Annotated in this window: 17 protein-coding genes; 8 read left to right on the top strand and 9 right to left on the bottom strand. The window is 61.8% G+C overall.

Going from position 1 to position 21270, the window contains the following annotated elements; all coding sequences use genetic code 11:
- Window positions 1-392: 392 nt before the first annotated feature.
- Together flhA and flhB are read right to left on the bottom strand one after the other, a co-directional pair.
- Window positions 393-2483, bottom strand: a complete 2091-nt coding sequence (gene flhA, locus BUC24_RS02425; RefSeq protein ID WP_073212483.1) for a flagellar biosynthesis protein FlhA — start codon at window positions 2481-2483, stop codon at window positions 393-395.
- A complete protein-coding gene (flhB, locus tag BUC24_RS02420; protein WP_073212482.1) occupies window positions 2483-3658 on the bottom strand; it encodes a flagellar biosynthesis protein FlhB in 1176 nt (391 codons plus the stop codon). The genes flhA and flhB overlap by 1 nt, the downstream gene beginning before the upstream one ends.
- Before the next feature lie 400 nt (window positions 3659-4058).
- Here flhB and BUC24_RS02415 point away from each other — a divergent pair, with 400 nt between their 5' ends.
- Window positions 4059-6053: a polysaccharide biosynthesis protein gene (locus BUC24_RS02415; RefSeq protein WP_073212481.1), complete on the top strand. Its 1995-nt coding sequence runs from the start codon at window positions 4059-4061 to the stop codon at window positions 6051-6053.
- Window positions 6054-6126: 73 nt separating this feature from the next.
- On the opposite strand, the gene BUC24_RS02410 is transcribed toward BUC24_RS02415, so the two are convergent.
- Complete coding sequence (locus BUC24_RS02410) at window positions 6127-6687, bottom strand: sugar transferase (protein WP_073212480.1); 561 nt, start codon at window positions 6685-6687, stop codon at window positions 6127-6129.
- Window positions 6688-6924: 237 nt separating this feature from the next.
- Between BUC24_RS02410 and BUC24_RS02405 the strand changes: the two genes are divergently transcribed.
- Window positions 6925-7413: a DUF6328 family protein gene (locus tag BUC24_RS02405; protein WP_083598824.1), complete on the top strand. Its 489-nt coding sequence runs from the start codon at window positions 6925-6927 to the stop codon at window positions 7411-7413.
- Here BUC24_RS02405 and BUC24_RS02400 read toward each other — a convergent pair.
- Entirely contained in the window at window positions 7410-8417 is a 1008-nt protein-coding gene (locus BUC24_RS02400) for a fumarylacetoacetate hydrolase family protein (RefSeq protein WP_073212479.1), read from the bottom strand. The two genes, BUC24_RS02405 and BUC24_RS02400, sit on opposite strands and share 4 nt — an antisense overlap.
- Window positions 8414-9160, bottom strand: a complete 747-nt coding sequence (locus BUC24_RS02395) for a pseudouridine synthase (RefSeq protein ID WP_073212478.1) — start codon at window positions 9158-9160, stop codon at window positions 8414-8416. The genes BUC24_RS02400 and BUC24_RS02395 overlap by 4 nt, the downstream gene beginning before the upstream one ends.
- A 220-nt stretch (window positions 9161-9380) precedes the next feature.
- Between BUC24_RS02395 and BUC24_RS02390 the strand changes: the two genes are divergently transcribed.
- Window positions 9381-9686 carry a hypothetical protein gene (locus tag BUC24_RS02390; RefSeq protein ID WP_073212477.1) on the top strand — a complete coding sequence of 102 codons (306 nt, stop codon included), beginning with the start codon at window positions 9381-9383 and terminating at the stop codon, window positions 9684-9686.
- Between the two features lie 267 nt (window positions 9687-9953).
- Here BUC24_RS02390 and BUC24_RS02385 read toward each other — a convergent pair whose 3' ends face one another.
- From BUC24_RS02385 to BUC24_RS02370, 4 genes are read right to left on the bottom strand one after another with little or no spacing between them, the layout of a single operon-like run.
- The gene (locus BUC24_RS02385; RefSeq protein WP_073212476.1) at window positions 9954-10958 is read right to left on the bottom strand and encodes a S49 family peptidase; all 1005 of its coding nucleotides are present in this window, start codon (window positions 10956-10958) and stop codon (window positions 9954-9956) included.
- 27 nt (window positions 10959-10985) lie between these two features.
- Window positions 10986-11366 (bottom strand): Rieske (2Fe-2S) protein, encoded by a 381-nt coding sequence (locus BUC24_RS02380; protein WP_073212475.1) that lies wholly within the window; start codon window positions 11364-11366, stop codon window positions 10986-10988.
- Complete coding sequence (locus BUC24_RS02375) at window positions 11366-12025, bottom strand: HAD-IIIA family hydrolase (RefSeq protein WP_073212474.1); 660 nt, start codon at window positions 12023-12025, stop codon at window positions 11366-11368. Before BUC24_RS02375 ends, BUC24_RS02380 begins: the two co-directional genes overlap by 1 nt.
- Before the next feature lie 57 nt (window positions 12026-12082).
- Window positions 12083-13090: an RluA family pseudouridine synthase gene (locus BUC24_RS02370; protein WP_073212473.1), complete on the bottom strand. Its 1008-nt coding sequence runs from the start codon at window positions 13088-13090 to the stop codon at window positions 12083-12085.
- A gap of 688 nt (window positions 13091-13778) precedes the next feature.
- On the opposite strand from BUC24_RS02370, the gene BUC24_RS02365 reads away from it, so the two are divergent.
- The 5 genes from BUC24_RS02365 to glp all read left to right on the top strand — a co-directional run bounded on the left by BUC24_RS02365 (window position 13779) and on the right by glp (window position 21268).
- Window positions 13779-16778: an Rne/Rng family ribonuclease gene (locus BUC24_RS02365; protein WP_073212472.1), complete on the top strand. Its 3000-nt coding sequence runs from the start codon at window positions 13779-13781 to the stop codon at window positions 16776-16778.
- A gap of 159 nt (window positions 16779-16937) precedes the next feature.
- The gene (gene chrA, locus BUC24_RS02360; RefSeq protein ID WP_073212471.1) at window positions 16938-18266 is read left to right on the top strand and encodes a chromate efflux transporter; all 1329 of its coding nucleotides are present in this window, start codon (window positions 16938-16940) and stop codon (window positions 18264-18266) included.
- Complete coding sequence (moaA, locus tag BUC24_RS02355; protein WP_073212470.1) at window positions 18259-19368, top strand: GTP 3',8-cyclase MoaA; 1110 nt, start codon at window positions 18259-18261, stop codon at window positions 19366-19368. Before chrA ends, moaA begins: the two co-directional genes overlap by 8 nt.
- A gap of 5 nt (window positions 19369-19373) precedes the next feature.
- Window positions 19374-19988 (top strand): molybdenum cofactor guanylyltransferase MobA, encoded by a 615-nt coding sequence (gene mobA / locus BUC24_RS02350; protein WP_073214664.1) that lies wholly within the window; start codon window positions 19374-19376, stop codon window positions 19986-19988.
- Window positions 19985-21268 carry a molybdopterin molybdotransferase MoeA gene (gene glp, locus BUC24_RS02345; RefSeq protein WP_073212469.1) on the top strand — a complete coding sequence of 428 codons (1284 nt, stop codon included), beginning with the start codon at window positions 19985-19987 and terminating at the stop codon, window positions 21266-21268. The genes mobA and glp overlap by 4 nt, the downstream gene beginning before the upstream one ends.
- Window positions 21269-21270: the final 2 nt, after the last annotated feature.

Below are 21270 nucleotides of genomic sequence, written 5' to 3'. Positions count from 1 at the left end.
CCGATAACACAGGAATCATTATTGACGATGCACAAGAGAAACCATCGTTTGAGAAGGCGGGGGAAAAGCCCTCATTTCCCGACCGCTCCCCAACCCGGCAATGTATTCCAAAATCGGGGTCAGACCTCAATACTGAAACAATTGCAAAATCGGGGTCAGACCTCGATTTTCGCTGCGAACGACTTCGACGTCTTGCGCTTCGTATCATCAATGCCACACTACTGTAGAGGCAAGGAAGCGAATCCAGCCGCATTTCCCTCTTAGCGCGCCCTTACAAACACGTGCAAAATCGGGGTCAGACCTCAATACTGAAACAATTGCAGTATTGAGGTCTGACCCCGATTTTGCAACTCGTTGTCGCCGCTGGTGGCGCTGCGATGCGTTACCGGCGCTTACATGGCGGCGCCGACCAGGCTGGTGACGCGGATGGTCTTGGTTTCGGGGATTTCGTTGTGCGACAGTACTTTCAGCTGTGGCAGGGCACGGCGCAGGAAACGCGACAGCATGACGCGCAACGGACCCGGCACCAGCAGCACCGGCGTCAGCCCCATCTGCTCTTGCTGGTTGGCGGCGTGACCGGCTTGCTGGGCGATGGTGTCAGCCAGGCCAGGCTCGATGCCGGCACCGTCACCACCGGCACCCAGCGCTTGCATCAGCAAACGCTCCAGGCGGTTGTCCAGGGTCATGACGGACAGCTCGTTGGTACCCGGGAACAGCTGCTGCACGATGGCGCGGCCCAGCGCCACCCTCACTACAGCGGTCAGTTCGTTCGGGTCCTGCGTTTGCGGCGCATATTCGGCCAGCGTTTCAATCACGCTGCGCATGTCGCGGATGTGCACGCCTTCGACTAGCAGGTTCTGCAACACTTTCTGCAAGGTCGACAGCGATACCAGCTTCGGCACCAGGTCTTCCACCAGCTTCGGCGATTCTTTCGCCAGATGATCCAGCAGCGCCTGCACTTCAGTGCGGCCCAGAAGCTCCGAGGCGTGCGTGGTGATCACGTGGTTCAGGTGCGTGGCGACCACGGTGCCGGCGTCCACGACCGTGTAACCCATGTTCTGGGCGTCATCCTTCAGACCGCTCTCGATCCAGATGGCAGGCAGGCCAAACGCCGGATCGGTGGTCACCAGGCCCGGCAAGGTGCCGCTGGCCATGCCCGGATTGATGGCCAGGAACTGGCCGGACAAGGCTTCGCCCTGCCCCACTTCCACGCCCTTGAGCGTGATGCGGTAAGCCGAGGGCTTCAATTCCAGGTTGTCGCGGATGTGCACGGGCGGCGCCAGGAAACCAACTTCCTGGGCGAACTTCTTGCGAATACCTTTGATGCGCTTGAGCAGCTCGCCGCCCTGGGTCTTGTCCACCAGCGGAATCAGGCGGTAGCCCACTTCCAGGCCCAGCGTGTCGACCGGCAGGATATCTTGCCAGGTCGCTTCTTCATTCTCGGCCGGCGCGGCCGCTGCCACGGGCGCCGCTTCCTCCACAGCCTTTGGCGCTTTCAGGCGGCGCCGTACCATGTAGCCAGCACCAATCAGGCTGCCAGCAAGCAGCAGGAACACCATGTTTGGCATGCCAGGAATCAAGCCCAGACCGCCAATGATGGCGCCCGTAATGAACAGCACTTCCGGCTTGGCAAACAGTTGCCCCACGAGCTGGGTGCCGATGTCCTGGTCGCTGGCCACGCGCGAGACGACGATACCAGCGGCCACCGAGATGATCAGCGAGGGAATCTGCGCCACCAGGCCGTCACCAATGGCCAGCAGGGTGTAGGTCTGCAGTGCTTTACCGAATGGCAAGTCGTGCTGGAGGATACCAACCAGCAAGCCGCCAATCACGTTGATCACGGTGACCATGATACCGGCCACGGCATCGCCGCGCACGTACTTGGAGGCACCGTCCATGGCGCCGTAGAACTCGGCTTCCTGGCCTACTTCCAGGCGGCGCCGGCGCGCTTCGTCTTCGCCGATCAGGCCGGCGTTGAGGTCGGCGTCAATGGCCATCTGCTTGCCTGGCATGGCGTCCAGGGCAAAGCGCGCGCCCACTTCGGCGATACGGCCCGCGCCCTTGGTGACCACGGTAAAGTTGATGATGGTCAAAATGATAAACACGATCAGACCGACCGTGTAGTTGCCACCAATCAGGAAGTGGCCGAACGCTTCAATGACTTTACCGGCGGCCGCGCCGCCGGTATGGCCTTCGGTCAGCACCACGCGGGTCGATGCCACGTTGAGCGACAGACGCAACATGGTCGAGACCAGCAAAATGGTCGGGAAGGCCATGAAGTCGAGCGGCTTGACCGTGTACAGGCTGGTCAGCAGCACGATCACGGCCAGCGCGATATTGAAGCTGAAGAACACGTCGAGGATAAAGGCCGGCAGGGGCAGGATCATCATCGACAGCAGCAGCACGATGATGATCGGGGCGGCCAGTGCGCTGCCGCCGCCCTTCATGCCGGTCATCCATGCTGGTAACTTGATGCTGTTCATTAATGTGCTCCCTTGGTCGGATCAGGTTTTTTCTGTGAAGCTGGATCGTGCGGATCGAGTTCCGGCGGCACCGGCAGGCGCCCTGGCCGCTCCGGATACTTGCCGCCGCCCTTGTTGAAGGCGCGCAGCTGGAATACATAGGCCAGCACTTCGGCCACGGCCGAGTACAGCGCTTCCGGGATTTCGTCGCCAATCTCTGTGTGCTTGTGCAGCGCACGGGCCAGGGCCGGTGCTTCCAGCAGGGCCACCTTGTGTTCCTTGGCCAACTCGCGAATCTTGGCGGCCACTTCGTCGCTACCCTTGGCCACCACGCGCGGCGCCCCGCCCTGGCCGTCGGCGTACTTCAGCGCCACCGCGTAGTGGGTCGGGTTGGTCACCACCACGTCGGCGGTGGGCACGTCGGCCATCATGCGGCGCTTGGCCATCTCGCGCTGCAGCTGGCGGATCTTGCCCTTGATCTGGGGATTGCCGTCCGATTCCTTCGATTCCTGGATCACTTCCTGGCGCGTCATCTTCAGCTTGTTGGCGTAATGCCAGATCTGGTAAGGCGCGTCGATCGCGGCCACCACACCCAGACCGCCAACAATGTACAGAAACGCATAAGCCATCATCGACACCATGTGCGCCATGCCGTTGCGCAGCGGCTCGGAGGCCAGCGTCATCACTTCTTCTTTCTGGCTCATCACGACCAGCCAGGCCACGGTGCCCACCACGATGGTTTTCGCAATTGCCTTGAGCAATTCCACCAGCGCATTGGTCGACACCATGTTCGACAGGCCGGCAGCGGGATTGAGCTTGGAAAACTTCGGCATGAATGCCTTGGACGAAAACAGGAAGCCGCCAATCACCAGCGGCGAGGCAACGGCCACAAACATGATCGCCAGCGCCAGCGGCAGGCACGCCAGCATCACCTGGGCAATATCGCTGCCTACCCGCAAAATCAGGACATTGGCGTCAAATACCTGGTCGCGCGTGAGCGACAGACCCGACACCATCACCCGGTTCAGCTCGCGCACCAGGCCGCCACCGGTGAACCACAAGCCGCAACCTGCCGTCATCAGCACCGAAAACGTCGCCAGTTCGCGCGAACGGGGGACGTCGCCCTCCTTGCGGGCATCTTCCAGCCGCTTGGGACTGGCTGATTCGGTTTTTTCTGCGTCGCTGTCGTCGGACATGGGGCGGCCTCTATGGAACAGCTGCCATTATTCGCGATATTGCTCCCGGGCTATCTCCGGAACAGGGGCGGGAATGCCCCTGTTACCGGGCGACTGAGGCGTGTTGCACGCTACACAAAACTGACATATGCGCACTATTTAGAGACGTAAATAGAGCGTAACTTATCGTTGTGAAAAGGGGACGGGGCATTGCCAATGGCCGTCCCATGGTGAAATAAGCTATAGTAGCGGGGTGCTATCAAGATAATTTTGCATAGTGCATCGCTTGGCGCCGTAAAAATTAACCGCATGCGCATTTCATCCCTTGCTGGTTAGCTGACCCTGCCGTGCCGCTCCGCCTTCTGCGTCGAGTCGCCTGCCCCGTCAGATTTTTGTGTGCACTTGCCAAAACCGGAATGTTATGACTACACGCTTTCTAGATTTGCCTCGCTTTCACAAGCAGCTGGTCGCTGCCAGTTTCGATTTCGCCTGCCTCCCCGTCCTGCTGTATTTCTCGCTGATTCTGCACTTCGACGGCATTCCCTATGGCATGTTCAGCAACTACGCCATGCTTGCCCTGGGCGCGGGCCTGACGGCGCTGCCGGTCTTCGTGCGTCTTGGCATGTACCGCGCGGTGATCCGCTATATTCGTTCCGAAATTGCGATTGCGGCAGTCAATTGCGCCACGCTGGCGTCGGTGCTGCTGGCGGCGCTGCACATGGTGACCGATCCACATCCGCTGTCGGTGACGCCCTTTCTGATTTTCTGGGCCTCGAGCATTCTGTACATTCTGGCCAGCCGCTTTGCAGCGCGGCGCTGGCTGCATTCGCGCGGCCACCTCAACGAAAAAGTGCGGGTTGCCATCTACGGCGCCGGCGAGGCCGGCAGCTTGCTGGCGCGCGCCATCATGCCTGGCAACGAATATGAAGCAGTGCTGTTTGTCGACGACAACCCTCAGCGCGTCAACACCACCATCGGCGGCATTCGCGTCTACCCCGCCAGTGCGCTCGAGCATCTGGCCAAGCGCTTCCAGATCACCACCGTGCTGCTGGCCATGCCTTCGCTCACGCGCCCGCAGCAGCGCACCCTGCTCGATTCCCTGGCACGCTTGTCGCTGATCATCAAGGTCACCCCGCCTGTGAGCAGCATCGTCACCGGCAAGGCCAAGGTGCAGGATGTGCGCCAGATCCAGATCGAAGACTTGCTTAGCCGCGACGTGGTTGCCCCCGACGAAGCCTTGCTGTCGTATTGCGTGCGCGGCAAATCGATCATGGTCAGCGGCGCTGGCGGCTCGATCGGCTCCGAATTGTGCCGTCAGATCATTCATTTGCAGCCGTCGCGCCTGCTGCTGGTCGACAGCTCCGAATACGCCCTGTACACCATCGAGCAGGAACTGCGCGAAATGATGACGCGCTACGGCGTGCAATTCGACCTGGTTGCCTGCCTCGGCTCGGTGCTGGAAAAGGAAAAATGCAAGCGCCTGATGACCACCTTCGGCGTCGAAACCGTGTACCACGCGGCGGCCTACAAGCATGTGCCGCTGGTGGAACATAATCCCATCGAAGGCATCCGCAACAATGCGTTTGGCACGCTCAGCCTGGCCGAAGCTGCTGCTGCTGCCAACGTCAAGTATTTTGTGCTCATCTCCACCGATAAGGCGGTGCGGCCAACCAATATGATGGGCGCCACCAAGCGCCTGGCCGAGCTGATTTTGCAAGCCTTTGCCCGGCGTGGTTCGGGCACCCGCTTTTGCATGGTGCGATTCGGGAACGTGCTTGGTTCATCGGGCTCGGTGGTGCCGCTGTTTCGCAAGCAGATCGCCGCTGGCGGTCCGCTCACCCTGACCCACCCCGACATTACGCGCTACTTCATGACCATCCCCGAAGCGGCGCAACTGGTGATCCAGGCCGGCGCCATGGGCAAAGGCGGCGACGTGTTCGTGCTCGACATGGGCAAGCCGGTGCGGATTGCCGATCTGGCCGAACGGATGGTGCACTTGTCGGGCCAGATGGTGCGCACCGAGGCCACCCCCAACGGCACCATCGAGATCCACTACATTGGTTTGCGCCCGGGCGAAAAGTTGTACGAGGAACTGCTGATCGGTAACAACGTCACCCACACCGAGCATCCGCTGATTCAGCGCGCCCGCGAAGCCGAACTGGAATGGCCGCTGCTCAATCAAATGCTGCAGCAGCTCGAGGATGCCTGTGCCCGTTTTGACCACAGTGCCATTCGTCTGCTGATGCAAAAGCTGGTGCGTGAATACGCGCCTTCTTCCGATATCGTCGACCATCTGTGGAGCCAGGGCGGTCTGCCTGGCCAGCCAGGCGTCCAGGCCGACGCCGAACACGCGCTGCCACAGGGCACGGTCGTTCCGCTCCTGCAAGTGCCCGCATTGAGCAAGATGACGGCTTAGGCCGCGCAATGTCCTTGCCGGTTTCATTTCGAATGGAATTCGGGCCGCCAGCCGGGTGGCCAGCCGGCGCAGCCTAGTGGGCCACACCCTCGCGCCGCGTCACTTTCAGTACGGTCAGCGCGATCACTTTGAGGTCGAAGGCCAGGGATTGCTGGCGCAGATAATCGGCATCGAAGCGCACTTTCACCTCCAGCGGCAGTTCATCACGGCCATTCACCTGTGCCCAGCCAGTCAGACCGGGGCGCACGGTATGCACGCCGCAATCGGTGCGCATCTCGATCAGGTTTTGCTGGTTGAACAGCGCCGGACGCGGACCCACCAGGCTCATGTCGCCACGCAAAATGCACCACAGCTGTGGCAGCTCATCGAGGCTGGACTTGCGCAGGAAGCTGCCGACCGGGGTCAGGAACTGGTCGGGATCGGTTAGCAAATGGGTCGCGACGACGGGCGTGTCGATGCGCATGGTGCGCAGCTTGGGCATGGCAAACAAGCGGTTGTCCTTGCCGACCCGTTCGGACCAGTACAGGACCGGCCCCGGCGAGGTCAGTTTGACAATCAGCGCGAGCACGCAAAACGGCACGATGAACACCATCGCGGCGATCAGGCACAGGCAGATATCAAGCAATCGTTTCATTTATATCAATTAGAAAAGCGGGGCTGCCGCTATTCTAACGCGCTTTGTTTGTGCCGGATCAATACAGCTTGATTCGACACAGCGCTACCACGGGGAATCTGGGGCCACGACAGAGCACCGGTGTGCTGTGAAATCGCAAAGTTGGGATTGCAGTCAAGAACGATAATTTTCCCAATGCGTCAGCGCGCGTGCACCTTGCCCGCCCCCTGTGGCCGACCCTTTACCGGAGAATTGACCGTGTCCAAGAATGCGCCTGTGGTGCCACTGGCCGCGCCGTTCGACAGCGATCAGCGCGACATCGGCGACCTGTCCGACCTGCTCAGCGAGCTGCGCATCCTCCTGCCGGGCGCGCAAATGCTCACTGCCTTCCTGATCATCCTGCCGTTCAATGCCGGCGCGCGCCAGATTATCCAGAATGGCCGCATCGCATTTCTGGCCACCTTTTTCTGCGCCCTGAGCAGCCTGGTGCTGCTGAGCGCGCCAGCCATCCAGCACCGCCTGATGCGTCCGCTTTGCAACCGCGCCCGCTTCAAGCGCCTGGCCACACGCCAGATTGTGGCTGGCTCGCTGGCACTGGGCTGCGCCTTCGTCCTGGGCGCCAACCTGGTCATTTCGGAAGTGTTCGGGCATGGCGCCGGCATGCTTGCCGGCAGCGCCACGGCCGTGCTGATTGCGGCCGTGTGGTGGGTCCTACCGCTTTACCTCAAGCACAAGCACGACTTCTAGCCGCGCTTGCCCACGGGCGCGGCCGTGTACTGCTTGAGCGTCTGGTCGATCGCGCCAAACACGGACTTGCCGGCGCCGTCGAGCATCTCGATACGGATGGTGTCGCCAAACAGCATGAAGGGCGTGCTGGCCACGCCGTCCGCAATCATTTCCAGGCAGCGCTTTTCAGCGATGCAGGAGTAGCCCCGTTTTTCATCCTTGTTCGACACCGTACCCGAACCCACAATCGTGCCGGCGCGCGCATTGCGTGACTTGCACAAGTGCGCCACCAGTTGCGGGAAGTTGAACACCATGTCCACCCCTGCGTGCGGCTGGCCCACCAGCTTGCCGTTCCAGGTCGAGCGCAGCGGCAGATGCACCTTGCCATCTTTCCAGCTCTCGCCCAGTTCATCCGGCGTGACCGCCACCGGCGAAAAACTGCTGGCCGGCTTGGACTGCAAAAAGCCGAAGCCCTTGGCCAGTTCCGGCGGAATCAGGTTGCGCAGCGAGACATCGTTGACCAGCATCAGCAGGCGAATGTGCTGCTGCGCCTGGTCTGGCGTGCAACCCATCGGCACATCGTCCGTGATCACGGCCACTTCCGCTTCGAAATCGATGCCCCACTCTTCGTGCGCCAGCAGTATGTCGTCCATCGGTCCGAGGAAATCGTCGCTGCCGCCCTGATACATCAAGGGGTCTTCCCAGAACGAGGCCGGCATCTCGGCGTTGCGCGCCTTGCGCACCAGCTCCACGTGGTTCACATAGGCCGAACCATCGGCCCATTGAAACGCGCGCGGCAAAGGTGCCATGCAGCGCGCCGGATCGAAGTCAAACGTTTTGGGCGCGCGCCCGCTGTTGAGCATCTGGGACAGCTCGGCCAGCTGTGGCGCAATGAAGCTCCAGTCGTCCAGTGCCGCTTGCAGCGTCGGTGCAATGCCGTCGGCCAGGTGGGCCGCTTTCAGGTCACGCGCGACCACGGCCAACTGGCCGTCCCGGGTGCCATCGTTGATGGTCGCTAATTTCATGTCGGATCCGTGGCTTCCGTTGCCGGCATGCCAGGCGCGAGCAGCGCCAGTTGTGCTGCCGTCAGATAACACCACTCGCCCTCGGCAATGCCAAGCGAATCGAGTGTCAGGCCACCAATGGCCGAACGGTGCAGCGCCGTGCAATGGTTGCCGGCGGCAGCCAGCATGCGCTTGACCTGGTGGTACTTGCCTTGTTCCAGCACGATCTCGAGCTGGTGCGGGCCGCGCTCGATGCAGGTCAGCGCGGCCAGCGGCGCGGGCTCGTCGTGCAGCTTGACGCCGGCCAGCAGCGCGCTCACCAGTTCGGCACGGACGGGCGCCTCGGTGGTGGCCTGATAAATTTTCGGCACGTGCCGTTTGGGCGACGATTGCGCGTGGATGAAGGGCCCGTCGTCGGACATGAGCAGCATGCCGGTGGTATCGTGATCGAGCCGCCCGACGGGCTGCACTTCGCGCCAGGTAAATTGTTCTGGAAGCAGGGTCAGCACGCCGGGGTGGTGGCTGGGCTTGCGCGAACACTCGAAATTGGCCGGCTTGTGCAGCGCGATATATACATGCTCGCGGTAGACCCATTCTTCGTCGAACACGGTCAGCACCAGGCCGTCGGTATCGATGCTGGCCTTGTAGCTGGTCTGCACCACGCCGCCAATGGCGACCTCGCCATCGTCGACCAGGGCGCGGCAATATTTGCGGGTACCGAAGCCTTGCGATTGCAAGATCCGGTCTAAGGATAATTTACTCATAAGGCGAGACTGTACCAGATGCTGCTCTGGCCTGACAGGGTAGGAGTTTTCCTTAGGGGTAGGATTTCAGGAAGCAAAGCACAGGGCCTTTGACAAAGATCAAACGCACCCGTATTCCCGTCGATACACTGAAGCATCATTAGGAATCGGCCTAACGCACCTCTCACGATTCCCTAGGCTTTTCCCAGAATATGCGGTGACTCAGAGCGAGGATGGCAACATGACAAGCAACGCCAGCACGATGGCCCAGGCGCAAGCCCGAAGTGCCGAATTATCTGCATTGCAACTGACCCGGGCCGCGATTGCGCGCTGGCGTGGTAGCGCGCCGGCAGCGAGCTTGCCGCGCGATCAGACCCGGGTGTCGCCGCAGGCACGCCACCTGGCGCGCGCCCAGCGCGATCTGGCAGCATGGATGGCAATGGGTGGCTTTGCGCAGGAAGGCAACGCTTGCGCGCCTGCGGCATGCGGCTGGTCCGCATGGGACAGCGCACCCTGCCTGCCCTGCGCCAGCAGCTGCGCACGCTGAACAGAACGCGCCGCGCGCCGAGCCATTTCCCTTCCACAAAAATGAAAACGACGGCATTGCACCGTCGTTTTCACGTCTTCTTGCGAAGACACTTGCGAGGAATATCAATTCTCTCTATGCCGCATCCATGATGCGGTTAGTAGTTCATTTCGAACAAATTGCTGCCAACACTCAATTTACTTTTTATATCGGCCCCCCTTGGAAAGAACTACAGGTCCAATATAGAACACCTGCCTGAACTTTCAAGGAGAATATTGACGCAATCGATCACCGCAGGGCCGGTTTGCTGCCGTGGTACAGCGATTTGACCGCACCCTGCCCGACCGATGCGCCGAACTTTTTCAGCACCCGTTCCGGCAAGCCTTCGTGGGCTGTATAGTCGACCAGATTCTCGACCTTGATCACATCGCGGGCCACACTTTCCACCGTGCCGAAGCCGTCAGCCAGTCCCATGTCCACGGCGCGCGCGCCACTCCAGAACAAGCCCGAAAACGTTTCAGGTGTTTCCTTCAGGCGCTTCCCACGGCCAGCGCGCACGACTGCAATGAACTGCTGGTGAATTTCGTTGAGCATGGCTTGCGCATGCGCCTTGTGCTTGTCGGACTGGGGGCTGAACGGGTCCAGGAAACCCTTGTTTTCGCCTGCCGTGAGCAGGCGCCGTTCGACCCCGAGTTTTTCCATGGTGCCAGTAAAACCGAAGCCGTCCATCAGCACACCCACCGAGCCGACGATGCTGGCCTTGTTGACAAAAATCTGGTCGGCGGCGGCCGCAATGTAATACCCGCCTGAAGCACATATTTCATCGACCACCACGTACACCGGCTTGGTCGGGAAGCTGCGCTTGAGCCGATTGATCTCGTCGACAATGGCGCCGGCCTGCACGGGACTGCCGCCAGGACTGTTGATGCGCAGGACCACCGCAACCGATTCCACATCGGTAAATGCCTTGTTCAGCGCAGGGATGACGGCATCGGCCGAGCCGCTGCCTTCATCTTCGATGGTGCCGTTGATTTCAATGAGCGCCGTGTGCTTGCCCAGCAGTTCGCCATCGGCACCGGTGAAGTTGAAATCGTACAGCGACCACAGCGCAAAGAAGGCCAGCAGCAGAAAGCTCATCTTGAAGAAAATGCCCCAGCGCCGCGCGGCGCGCTGCTCCTTGACGGTGGCGAACACCAGTTTTTCCAGCGTCTCGCGTTCCCAGCTGCCCTGGACGGGTGCGGGAATGCTGGCAGGCGCTGGTGCCTGCGGTTGATTGCCGGGTGTATCGCTCATAGTGTGCTTTGTTAAAGGTCTTGCCTGTTATTGTGCCAGTGCTTTGATAAATTCATCCGGCGTCCAGTACACATTACCGTGTTCTTCGCGTACCTGGATGGGACGCAAGCGGCCGCCTTTGCACGGTCCGCCAGCGCAAAACCCGCTGTCGGGAACGTAAATGGCGCCGTGGGTCGCGCACATCAGATACAGCCCGCTCGACTCGAAGAATTCGCCTTCGGCCCAATCCAGTTCGATCGGTACGTGGGCGCAGCGGTTCAGATAGGCGTACACCTGACCGCCGTAGCGCACCACGAAGCCGGTGGCCTTGTCGCCAAAGGCGCTGACGGCAAAGCGCACGCCCTTGCCGCCTTCGAGCACTTGCTCGGAAGGGCAGATCAGCTGCGCGCTGTCGCTGGCCTCGGCCATCAAGCGTTCTCGCTCAGCCACTGATGCAGCTGGGCCACGGTTTCGGCGGAATACACAGGATTGCACGCGTGCAGTTGTTCGTGCGGATGGGCGCCATACTGGACCGCAATCCCGGCCGCGCCCGCGTTATTTGCCATCAGTAAATCGTGGGTGGTGTCGCCAATCATGACGGTGCGCCGCAAATCCTGACCCAGTTCGCGCGTCAATTCTTGCAGCATCGCGGGGTGCGGCTTGGAGAATGTCTCATCGGCGCAACGGGTGGCATCGAACAGGGATAGCAGGCCCACCGCATTCAAAGCGCGGTTCAGACCGACCCGGCTCTTGCCCGTGGCGACGGCCAGGAAATAGCCTTCCTGGGACAATTCGTTGAGCATCGGGCGCACGCCGTCAAACAGCACCAGTTCGTGGTCCTTGGACAGGTAATGGAAGCGGTAGCGCTCCACCATGCGCGGGTACAGCGCCGGTTCGATGTTGGGCATCACCGCCTGCATGGCTTCGTGCAAGCCCAGGCCGATCACGTGCGAGGCTTCGTCGTCGTGGGGAATCGGCAAACCGAGGTCGCGCGCCGCTGCCTGAATGCATTTGACGATGGTGGACGTGCTGTCCATCAAGGTCCCATCCCAATCGAACACGATCAGATCATATTGCTTTCTTGCCATCTTATCCGGCTGCGGTGACGCGCCGGCTCCTGTCTGGATGTGGCCGGCGCACGCTGGTCAGCGCGCCGGTGTCGTTAAAGGTTTCCCCAAGCTTAGCAAGAAACGCTCCAATTCACCGGCCAGCGGTGCATTGAGTGTCATCGGCTTACCGCTTTCGGGATGGGTAAACGTAATCTGGTGCGCGTGCAGGAACATGCGTTTCAGCGCGCCGCGCGTGGCATCGGCCTTCAGCAGCACGCGGTTAAGCGCAAAATCGCCGTATTTATCGTCACCAGCGATGGGATAGCCCGACGAGGCCGTATGAACCCGAATCTGGTGCGTGCGCCCAGTCTTCAGCTCGGCTTCCAGCAAGGCGAACTGGCTGAATTTACGCAGCAAGGTGAATACCGTGTGCGACTCCATGCCGCCCGCCTGCACGCACACCCGGCGCTCCCCTTCCGGCGTCGTAAATTTATGCAGCGGCAATTTTACATGCTGTCGCGCATTCTTCCAGTCACCGTAGACCAGCGTCAGATAGCGCTTGTCGGTCAGGCCGTCCCGCATCTGTTCATGCAGATTGGTGAGCGCCGAACGCTTTTTTGCCAGCATCAGCAGACCAGAGGTTTCGCGGTCGAGGCGATGGACCAGTTCCAGGAACTTGGCATCGGGCCGCGCGGCGCGCAGTTGCTCGATGACCCCGTATGAGACGCCGGAACCCCCATGGACCGCCACGCCGCAAGGCTTGTCGATGACCAGAATGTGGCTATCTTCGTGCAAAATCGTGAATTCGGCGCCGGGCACCGGTGCTGTAGATGCTTTTTCGGCAATACGGACTGGTGGAATCCGCACCACGTCGCCCAGTTCCAGGCGATACAGCTGGTCAATCCGGCCCTTGTTGACGCGGACTTCCCCGGAACGCAGGATGCGGTAAATATGGCTTTTCGGGACGCCTTTGCAGACCCGCAGCAGATAATTATCGATTCTCTGTCCCGCATCGTCTTCGGCGATGGTAACAAAGGTGGCTTGCGGCTGGACCGGTTGATGCGCCGTCGGGGATGAAGGGGGAATAACGCTTTGCATCTTCATTTGCTCTGTCTTCCCAGAAATTCTCTCTAAGTCCTTCATTTTGAATATATAATCGACAGGCGGCGGTCAAACCTCTGCTGGTGTAAGAATTAAAACGATATTTTACACAGGGGCGTCTCCATCGGCCTCGCCAAATTGCAAATTCGATGGAAAAAATGTGTATGCACAGTTCTGCGCGGGTCAAGGTTGCACCGTTGTTGTAATCGGATAGCGCGCATGGCTGCTGAATTGGATTGCCTGGAATTGTAAGGATAAGTACTGGCAAGCTGGCTCGTTGTTCCAGCTCGCCGGATGTTGGTGTCGATAACGCTTGTCGTTTTCGCCCGACCCGAAGTAAGCCTCATACTGAAGGCTTGAGAATAAAGGCTGCAGCATAGGCCTGGGAATCGAAGTCTTGGTATGTTCGCTGGCGACGGTCTGGCTCACTGAATTGCTCACCGCCTGGCTCGGTCTGCGCCCCGGTCTCTGACTTGGTAGGTACAGTAAAGTTGCAGGTGATGCGTGCACTCGGCATGTCGATCGACCTCACTGCGCCCTGTTGCGGCCGCGATGCTTTAGCGTCGCTGCGCCGTACGTAAAGGCATACCCACCCTCCAGCTCTCCCCTTCTAGCGTACATCCCCTGTACTTTTCGCCGCCCCTGACAAGAGCGGCACTAGAATGGCCCGCGGGCCACGGAGTTTATAAAAATGAAACGCATGTTGTTTAACGCGACGCAGCAGGAAGAATTGCGCGTCGCGATTGTCGACGGTCAGAAACTGATCGATATCGATATCGAAACCGCAGGGCGCGAACAGCGCAAATCGAATATCTACAAAGGTGTCATCACCCGCATCGAGCCTTCGCTCGAAGCCTGCTTCGTCAGCTACGGTGAAGATCGCCACGGTTTCCTGCCATTCAAGGAAGTCGCCCGCACCTATTTCCGCGAAGGCGTCGATGTACGCAATGCGTCGGTCAAGGAAGCGCTGCGCGAAGGCCAGGAAATCATGGTCCAGGTCGAAAAAGAAGAGCGCGGCAACAAGGGCGCTGCCCTGACCTCGTTCGTGTCGCTGGCCGGCCGCTATCTGGTGCTGATGCCAAATAACCCGCGCGGTGGCGGTGTATCGCGCCGGGTGGAAGGCGAAGAGCGCCAGGAACTGCGCGAAACCATGGACAAGCTCGATCTGCCGCAAGGCATGTCGGTGATTGCCCGCACCGCAGGCATCGGCCGCAATGTCGAAGAACTGCAGTGGGACTTGAACTACCTGATGCAACTGTGGCGTGCCATCGAAGGCGCCGGCAAATCGGCCCCGGGCGCGTTCCTGATTTACCAGGAATCGTCGCTGGTGATCCGCGCCATTCGCGACTACTTCCAGCCTGATATCGGCGAAATCCTGATCGATACCGACGACATCTACGAGCAGGCGCATCAGTTCATGAGCCACGTGATGCCGGACATGCTGCACCGCGTAAAGCGTTACAGCGACGATGTGCCACTGTTCTCGCGCTTCCAGATCGAACACCAGATCGAAACCGCCTACGCGCGCACCGTGCCGCTGCCATCGGGCGGCGCCATCGTGATCGACCATACTGAAGCGCTGGTCTCGGTCGACGTCAACTCGGCCCGCGCCACGCGCGGTTCGGACATCGAAACGACCGCCTTTAATACCAACTGCGAAGCGGCCGAAGAAGTGGCCCGCCAGCTGCGCCTGCGCGACCTGGGCGGCCTGATCGTGATCGACTTCATCGACATGGAAGTGGCCAAGAACCAGCGCGAGGTGGAAACGCGCCTGAAAGACGCCCTGCACCACGACCGTGCACGCGTCCAGATGGGCAAGATTTCCCGCTTCGGCCTGATGGAACTGTCGCGCCAGCGCCTGCGTCCGTCGCTGTCCGAAGGCAGCCACGTAACCTGCCCGCGCTGCTCGGGCACCGGCCACATCCGCGATACCGAATCGTCCGCATTGCAAGTCCTGCGCATCATCCAGGAAGAAGCAATGAAGGAAAACTCGGCCACCATTCACGTACAGGTACCGGTCGACGTGGCCGCCTTCCTGCTCAACGAAAAGCGTGGCGAAGTGCTGAAGATCGAGAACCGTCACCGCATCAGCGTGATTCTGATCCCGAACAAGCACCTGGATACCCCGCATTACAAGCTCGAGCGCATCAAGCATGACGATCCGCGCCTCGAAGACAGCCAGGCCAGCTACAGCCTGGCCGAGCAGGCTGAAACCGACATGGCTTACAGCAAGCGCCAGAAGGAAGAAGCCAAGCCGCGCCAGGAAGCGGTTGTCAAGACCATTACCCCGGCCCAGCCCGCACCTGTGGTGGACCGTACCGAAGTGGCCAAGCCAGTTGCTGCACCTGTGCCAGTTCTGACCGCGCCAGCGGAAGAAGGTTTCTTCACCAAGCTCAAGAACCTGTTCTTCGGCAAGGAAGAAGCACCAGCACCGGTGGTCGCGCCTGTCGCGCCAGCCAAGCCAGCCGCCAAGGAAGACCGCAATGGCGGCGACCGCAACGGCCGTGGCCCACGCGGCCGCAGCCGCGGTGGCAAGCAAGGTGGCCGTGAACGCGAAGAACGCGAGCCGGTCAAAGCCAATGGTGCGGAAGACAGCGCCAAGGCAGTCGATACCGACAAGCCAGCCCGTCCGCCGCGTCCGCCGCGCCCACCGCGTGAGCCACGCGAGCCGCGCGAGCAGGCCGATACCGCAGCAGCGCCAGCACCGCGTGCCGAACGCGGCGAGCGCCCAGAGCGTGGCGAGCGTCCGGAACGCACCCCGCGTCCACCGCGCGAGCGTGCCGACTACCGTACCCCGGTTGCCGAAAGCAAGAGCGACGAATTGGCGGTAGCGCCGGTTGCAGCAGCAGTGCAAGCCGGTGTTGTTGGCGAGCCTGAAGTCGCGCCAGTGCCGAAAATGATCACCACGATCGGCCCGAACGGCGAAGAAATCGAAGTCGAAGCCGGTGGCGATGAGCCACGCCGCCGCCGCCGCCGCGGTGGCCGCAACCGCAACCGTCGTGACCGCGAAGGTGTCGAGGGTGTTGAGGGCGCCGAAGGCGTCGACAGCGCTGATAACGACGCCGGTGAGAATGACGTTGTTGCCGTCGAAGCTGCGCCAGTGGAAGTAAAAGCGGCACCGGTTGTGGCAGAAGCCGTGCCAGCACCGGTGGTAGCAGAAGTTGCGCCAGCACCAGTGGCGGCGCCTGCACCAGCACCAGCACCAGTGCCAGTGTCGGAATACACGCCAGTGCCAGTGGCAGAAGTTGCTCCGGCAGTTGTGGCACCGGTTGCGGCACCTGTTGCTGCACCAGCGCCAGTGGCCGAAGCAGTACCGGCACCAGCGGCACCGATCGTGGAGCAGACCATCTTCACGCCGGAAGCGCAGCCTGATCCGGAACCTGTGGCTGAAGTTGCTCCAGTTCCTGCGCCTGCGCCTGCGCCTGCTCCGGCACCAGCGCCTGTTGCGGCAGCACCTGCACCTGCTCCAGCCCCCGTTGCCGTTCAGCCGGTCATCAAGCCAGCTGCGGACCTGAACGAGATCCTGAGCTCGGCCGGCCTGACCCTGGCAGCGACCAATCCTGAAAAGCTGCGTGCAGCGCAGGAAGCGGCAGCCCAGGCAGCAGCACCAGTGCGTGTGCCACGCGAGCGCAAGCCGCTGCCACCGCAAGTGGACGAGCCGCTGATCCAGGTGGACACCACCCGTCATTAATCGGTGACGAAATAAAAAAGGGAAGCCGCGTGCTTCCCTTTTTTTCGCCCACAACATCGTCCTCGCGGAAGCGGGGACCCATGGACAGCTAACGCAAATGAACCCTCTTTCTATGTACGGGCGTGGTATGGGTCCCCGCCTGCGCGAGGACGATGCAGCATGATTGCACCGGATACCCGCCCCGCCCCCGTCAGCATGCAAGAAGCCTTCTGGTACTGGCTCAAGCTCGGCTTTATCAGCTTCGGCGGCCCTGCTGGCCAGATCGCGCTGATGCATACCGAACTGGTCGAACGCCGGCGCTGGATCTCCGAGCAGCGCTTCCTGCATGCACTCAACTACTGCATGCTGCTGCCCGGCCCCGAAGCGACCCAGCTGGCCATCTACATCGGCTGGCTCATGCACAAGACGCGCGGCGGCATCATGGCCGGCGCGCTGTTTGTCCTGCCCTCGCTGCTGCTGCTGATTGGCCTGTCGTGGATCTACCTGGCCTATGGCACTCTGCCCGTGGTCGCCGGTATCCTGTACGGCATCAAGCCGGCCATCGTCGCCGTGGTCCTGGGTGCAGCCTGGCGCATCGGCAGCCGCACCCTGAAAAATCCGGCGATGATTGCCATCGCAGCGGCAGCCTTCATCGCCATCACCGTGCTCCAGTTGCCATTCCCGCTGATCGTTCTGGTTGCAGCGGCAATCGGTCTGGCCGGTGGACGCTTGGCGCCACGGCTGTTCCAGATCGGCGGTCAGCATCCCAACAATCGGCCAACCTATGGCCTGGCCCTGATTGACGACGACACGCCCACCCCGGCGCACGCCACCTTTGCATGGGCCAAATTGGCGCGCGTCGGCACCGTCGGCGTGGTGCTGGGCGTGGCGGTCTGGCTGCTGCTGGCCCGCGCCACGGGCGCCGATGCAACGCTGGCGCAGATGGGCTGGTTCTTCACCAAAGCCGCCATGTTGACCTTTGGCGGCGCCTACGCGGTACTGCCGTATGTGTACCAGGGCGGCGTCGAGCATTTCCATTGGCTCAGCGCGACCCAGATGATCGACGGCCTGGCGCTCGGCGAAACCACGCCGGGCCCCCTGATCATGATCGTGGCCTTTGTCGGCTTTGTGGGCGGCTGGACCCACCAGCTGTTTGGTGGCAGCCTGCTGCTGGCCGGCGTGGCCGGTGCCTGCGTGGCCACCTGGTTCACGTTCCTGCCCTCCTTCATCTTCATTCTGGCTGGTGCGCCGCTGATTGAATCGACTCGTGACAATGTGCGCATGACGGCGCCGCTGACTGCCATTTCCGCCGCCGTGGTGGGCGTGGTGGTGAGTCTGGCCGTCTTCTTCGGCAGCCATGTGTTTGTGCAGGCCGGACGGCCTGACTGGGCGGCCATCGCCATCAGCGCACTCGCCTGCGTGGCCTTGTTCCGCTTTAAGATGGGCACCATCAAATTGATCGCCGCCTGTGCTGTTGCGGGGCTCGTGCTATCGTACTGGCATGGCTGAAAAAATCATCATGCTGGGCGACGCTTTGTCGCCGCCGCCGGCAGTTCCATCCACGCTGGAAGCGCCCACCGGGCTGCTCAGCGACGCGCTGGCGCGTCCCCTGCACGACCTGCGCATCTCGGTCACCGACCGCTGCAATTTCCGCTGCGTGTATTGCATGCCCAAGGAAGTGTTCGACAAGGATTACGCTTACCTGCCGCAAGGTGCCCTGCTGTCGTTCGAAGAAATCACGCGCATGGCCAGGCTGTTCGTGGCGCACGGCGTCGAAAAAATCCGCCTCACAGGTGGCGAGCCCCTGCTGCGCAAAAATCTGGAAAACCTGATCGGCATGCTGAGCGAGCTGCGCACGCCCTCGGGTCAGCCGCTGGACCTGACGCTGACCACCAACGGCTCGCTGCTGGCCAAAAAAGCCCGTGCCCTCAAAGACGCTGGCCTCAACCGCGTCACCGTGTCGCTCGACGCGCTGGACGACGCTGTATTCAAGCGCATGAACGATGTCGACTTTGCCGTGGCCGACGTGCTGGCGGGGATCGATGCCGCGCACGCGGTCGGACTCGGCCCCATCAAGGTCAACATGGTCGTCAAGGCGGGCATGAACGACCAGGAAATCCTGCCCATGGCGCGCTACTTCAAAGGCCGACCCGCCATCTTGCGCTTCATCGAATACATGGACGTGGGCGCCTCCAACGGCTGGAACCTGGCCGAAGTGATTCCGTCGGCAGACGTCGTTGCCCGTATTGGCGCCGAAATGCCGCTCGAACCCATTGGCGCCAACTATGCAGGCGAAACCGCCGCGCGCTGGCGCTATGCAGACGGGGGCGGCGAAGTTGGCGTCATCTCCAGCGTCACCCAGGCCTTCTGCAAAGACTGTTCGCGCGCGCGCCTGTCCACCGAAGGCAAACTTTACACCTGCCTGTTTGCCACCCGCGGCCACGACTTGCGCGCCCTGCTGCGCGCCGGCCGCAGCGATGCTGAAATGTCCAGCGCCATTGCCCAGCTCTGGCGTGTGCGCGACGACCGCTATTCCGAGACCCGCACCATCAACACCAGTGGCCTTGAGCGCGGCGCCAGGCGGGTTGAAATGTCCTACATCGGCGGTTGATCAAGGTGGACAGTCAATACATCACTGGACTAATTCTGGCCGGTGGCCGTGGCAGCCGCATGGGCCATGTGGACAAGGGTTTGCAGCCATTTCGTGGCGAGCCGATGGTCGCACACGCAATGCGTAAATTGGCTGCGCAAACCGGCAGCCTGGCCATCAACGCCAACCAGAATCCGGACCAGTACGCCCAATTCGGCGTGCCCGTCTGGGCGGACGACCTGCAAGGCTTCGAGGGTCCCCTGGCGGGACTGGAAACCGGCTTGCGCCGCTGCGCCACTCCCCTGCTGGTCACCGCCCCTTGCGACTCGCCCTTCCTGCCCGATGATCTGGTGCAGCGGCTGCATCAGGCAATGACCGGACAGGGCGCCGACCTGGCGCTGGCCGAAACGCTTGAGCCAGACGATGACGGCGCCGCGCGTGTCCAGCCGCATCCCGTGTTTGCCCTGATGCGCACCAGCGTGCTGCCGCATCTGTCAGCCTATCTGGCCGAAGGGGGGCGCCGCATGGATGGCTGGTATCCGCGCATCAAGGTCGCGCGGGTGCGCTTTGCCGACGCCGACGCCTTCCGCAATATCAACACGCTGCGCGAACTGCAGCAATTCGAACAAGATCCGCCATGACCGCTCCCACGCTGCAGCAAGTGACCAGCTGCCTGTCCGATTACGACCCCGATGCCTTGCCGGTGCGCGATGCGCAGCGCATCATCGGCAACTTCGTCACGCCCGTCGCCGAAGTGGAGCAGCTTACCCTGCTTGACGCCCTGGGGCGCGTGCTGGCAGATGACATCATCTCGCCCATCAGCGTGCCCGCCCACGACAATTCGGCCATGGACGGCTATGCCTTGCGCGCGGCCGATCTGGATCCGGCCGCGCCGACCACACTGGCAGTCATCGCCACTGTCTACGCGGGCCGGCCATCGGACGCCGTTCCTGCGGCAGGACAATGCGTGCGCATCATGACCGGGGGCGTCATGCCGGCCGGCTGCGACTGCGTCATCCCGCAGGAGCATGTGGCCAGCATCAGCGATGAAAGCATCACCATCGACGCGGGCGTGATCCGCAGCGGCGACAATCGCCGCTTCGCAGGCGAAGACCTGATGGCCGGCAGCGCCGCGCTCAAAGCGGGCCGCACCATCCGCCCGGCCGACCTGGGCTTGCTGGCATCACTCGGCATTGCCAGCGTTCCCGTGCGGCGGCGCCTGCGCGTCGCCTTCTTTTCGACCGGCGACGAACTGCGCTCCATCGGCCAGCCACTCGACGCCGGCTGCGTCTACGACAGCAATCGCTACACGCTGTTCGGCATGCTGAGCCGCCTTGGCTGCGAGGTCATCGACATGGGCATCGTGCGCGACGATCCGCAAGCACTGGAAGACGCCTTGCGCAGCGCCTGCGCGCGCGCCGACGCCATCGTCACGTCCGGCGGCGTGTCGGTTGGCGCGGCTGATTACACGCGCGACATCATGGCCAAAATGGGCGATGTCACGTTCTGGAAGATCGGCATGCGCCCGGGCCGGCCGCTGGCCTTTGGCCGCATTGCTGCGGATGGCGAGAGCGCCTTCCTGTTTGGCTTGCCGGGCAATCCTGTTGCGGTCATGGTGTCGTTCTACTTCTTCGCGCGCGCGGCGCTGTTGCGCATGATGGGGACGGAAGCACCGCAGCTGCTGTTGAAGGTACGCTCGGCCGCTGCCATCCGCAAGAAGCCCGGCCGCACCGAATACCAGCGCGGCATTCTGACGTGCGGCGCCGATGGCGAGCAAGAGGTGCGCATTACGGGTTCGCAAGGCTCCGGCATTCTGCGCTCGATGGTGGAGGCAAACTGCATGGTCGTGCTGCATGATGAACAGGGCAATGTCGCTGCCGGCGACCTGGTCGAGGTGCTGCTGTTCGAGGGACTGGTCTAGAG

It is taken from the genome of Massilia sp. CF038 (assembly GCF_900129765.1).
Taxonomy (GTDB): Bacteria; Pseudomonadota; Gammaproteobacteria; order Burkholderiales; family Burkholderiaceae_D; genus Telluria_A.
Note: the sequence above shows the minus strand (reverse complement) of the source record. Positions and strands in the feature narration are given on the sequence as shown.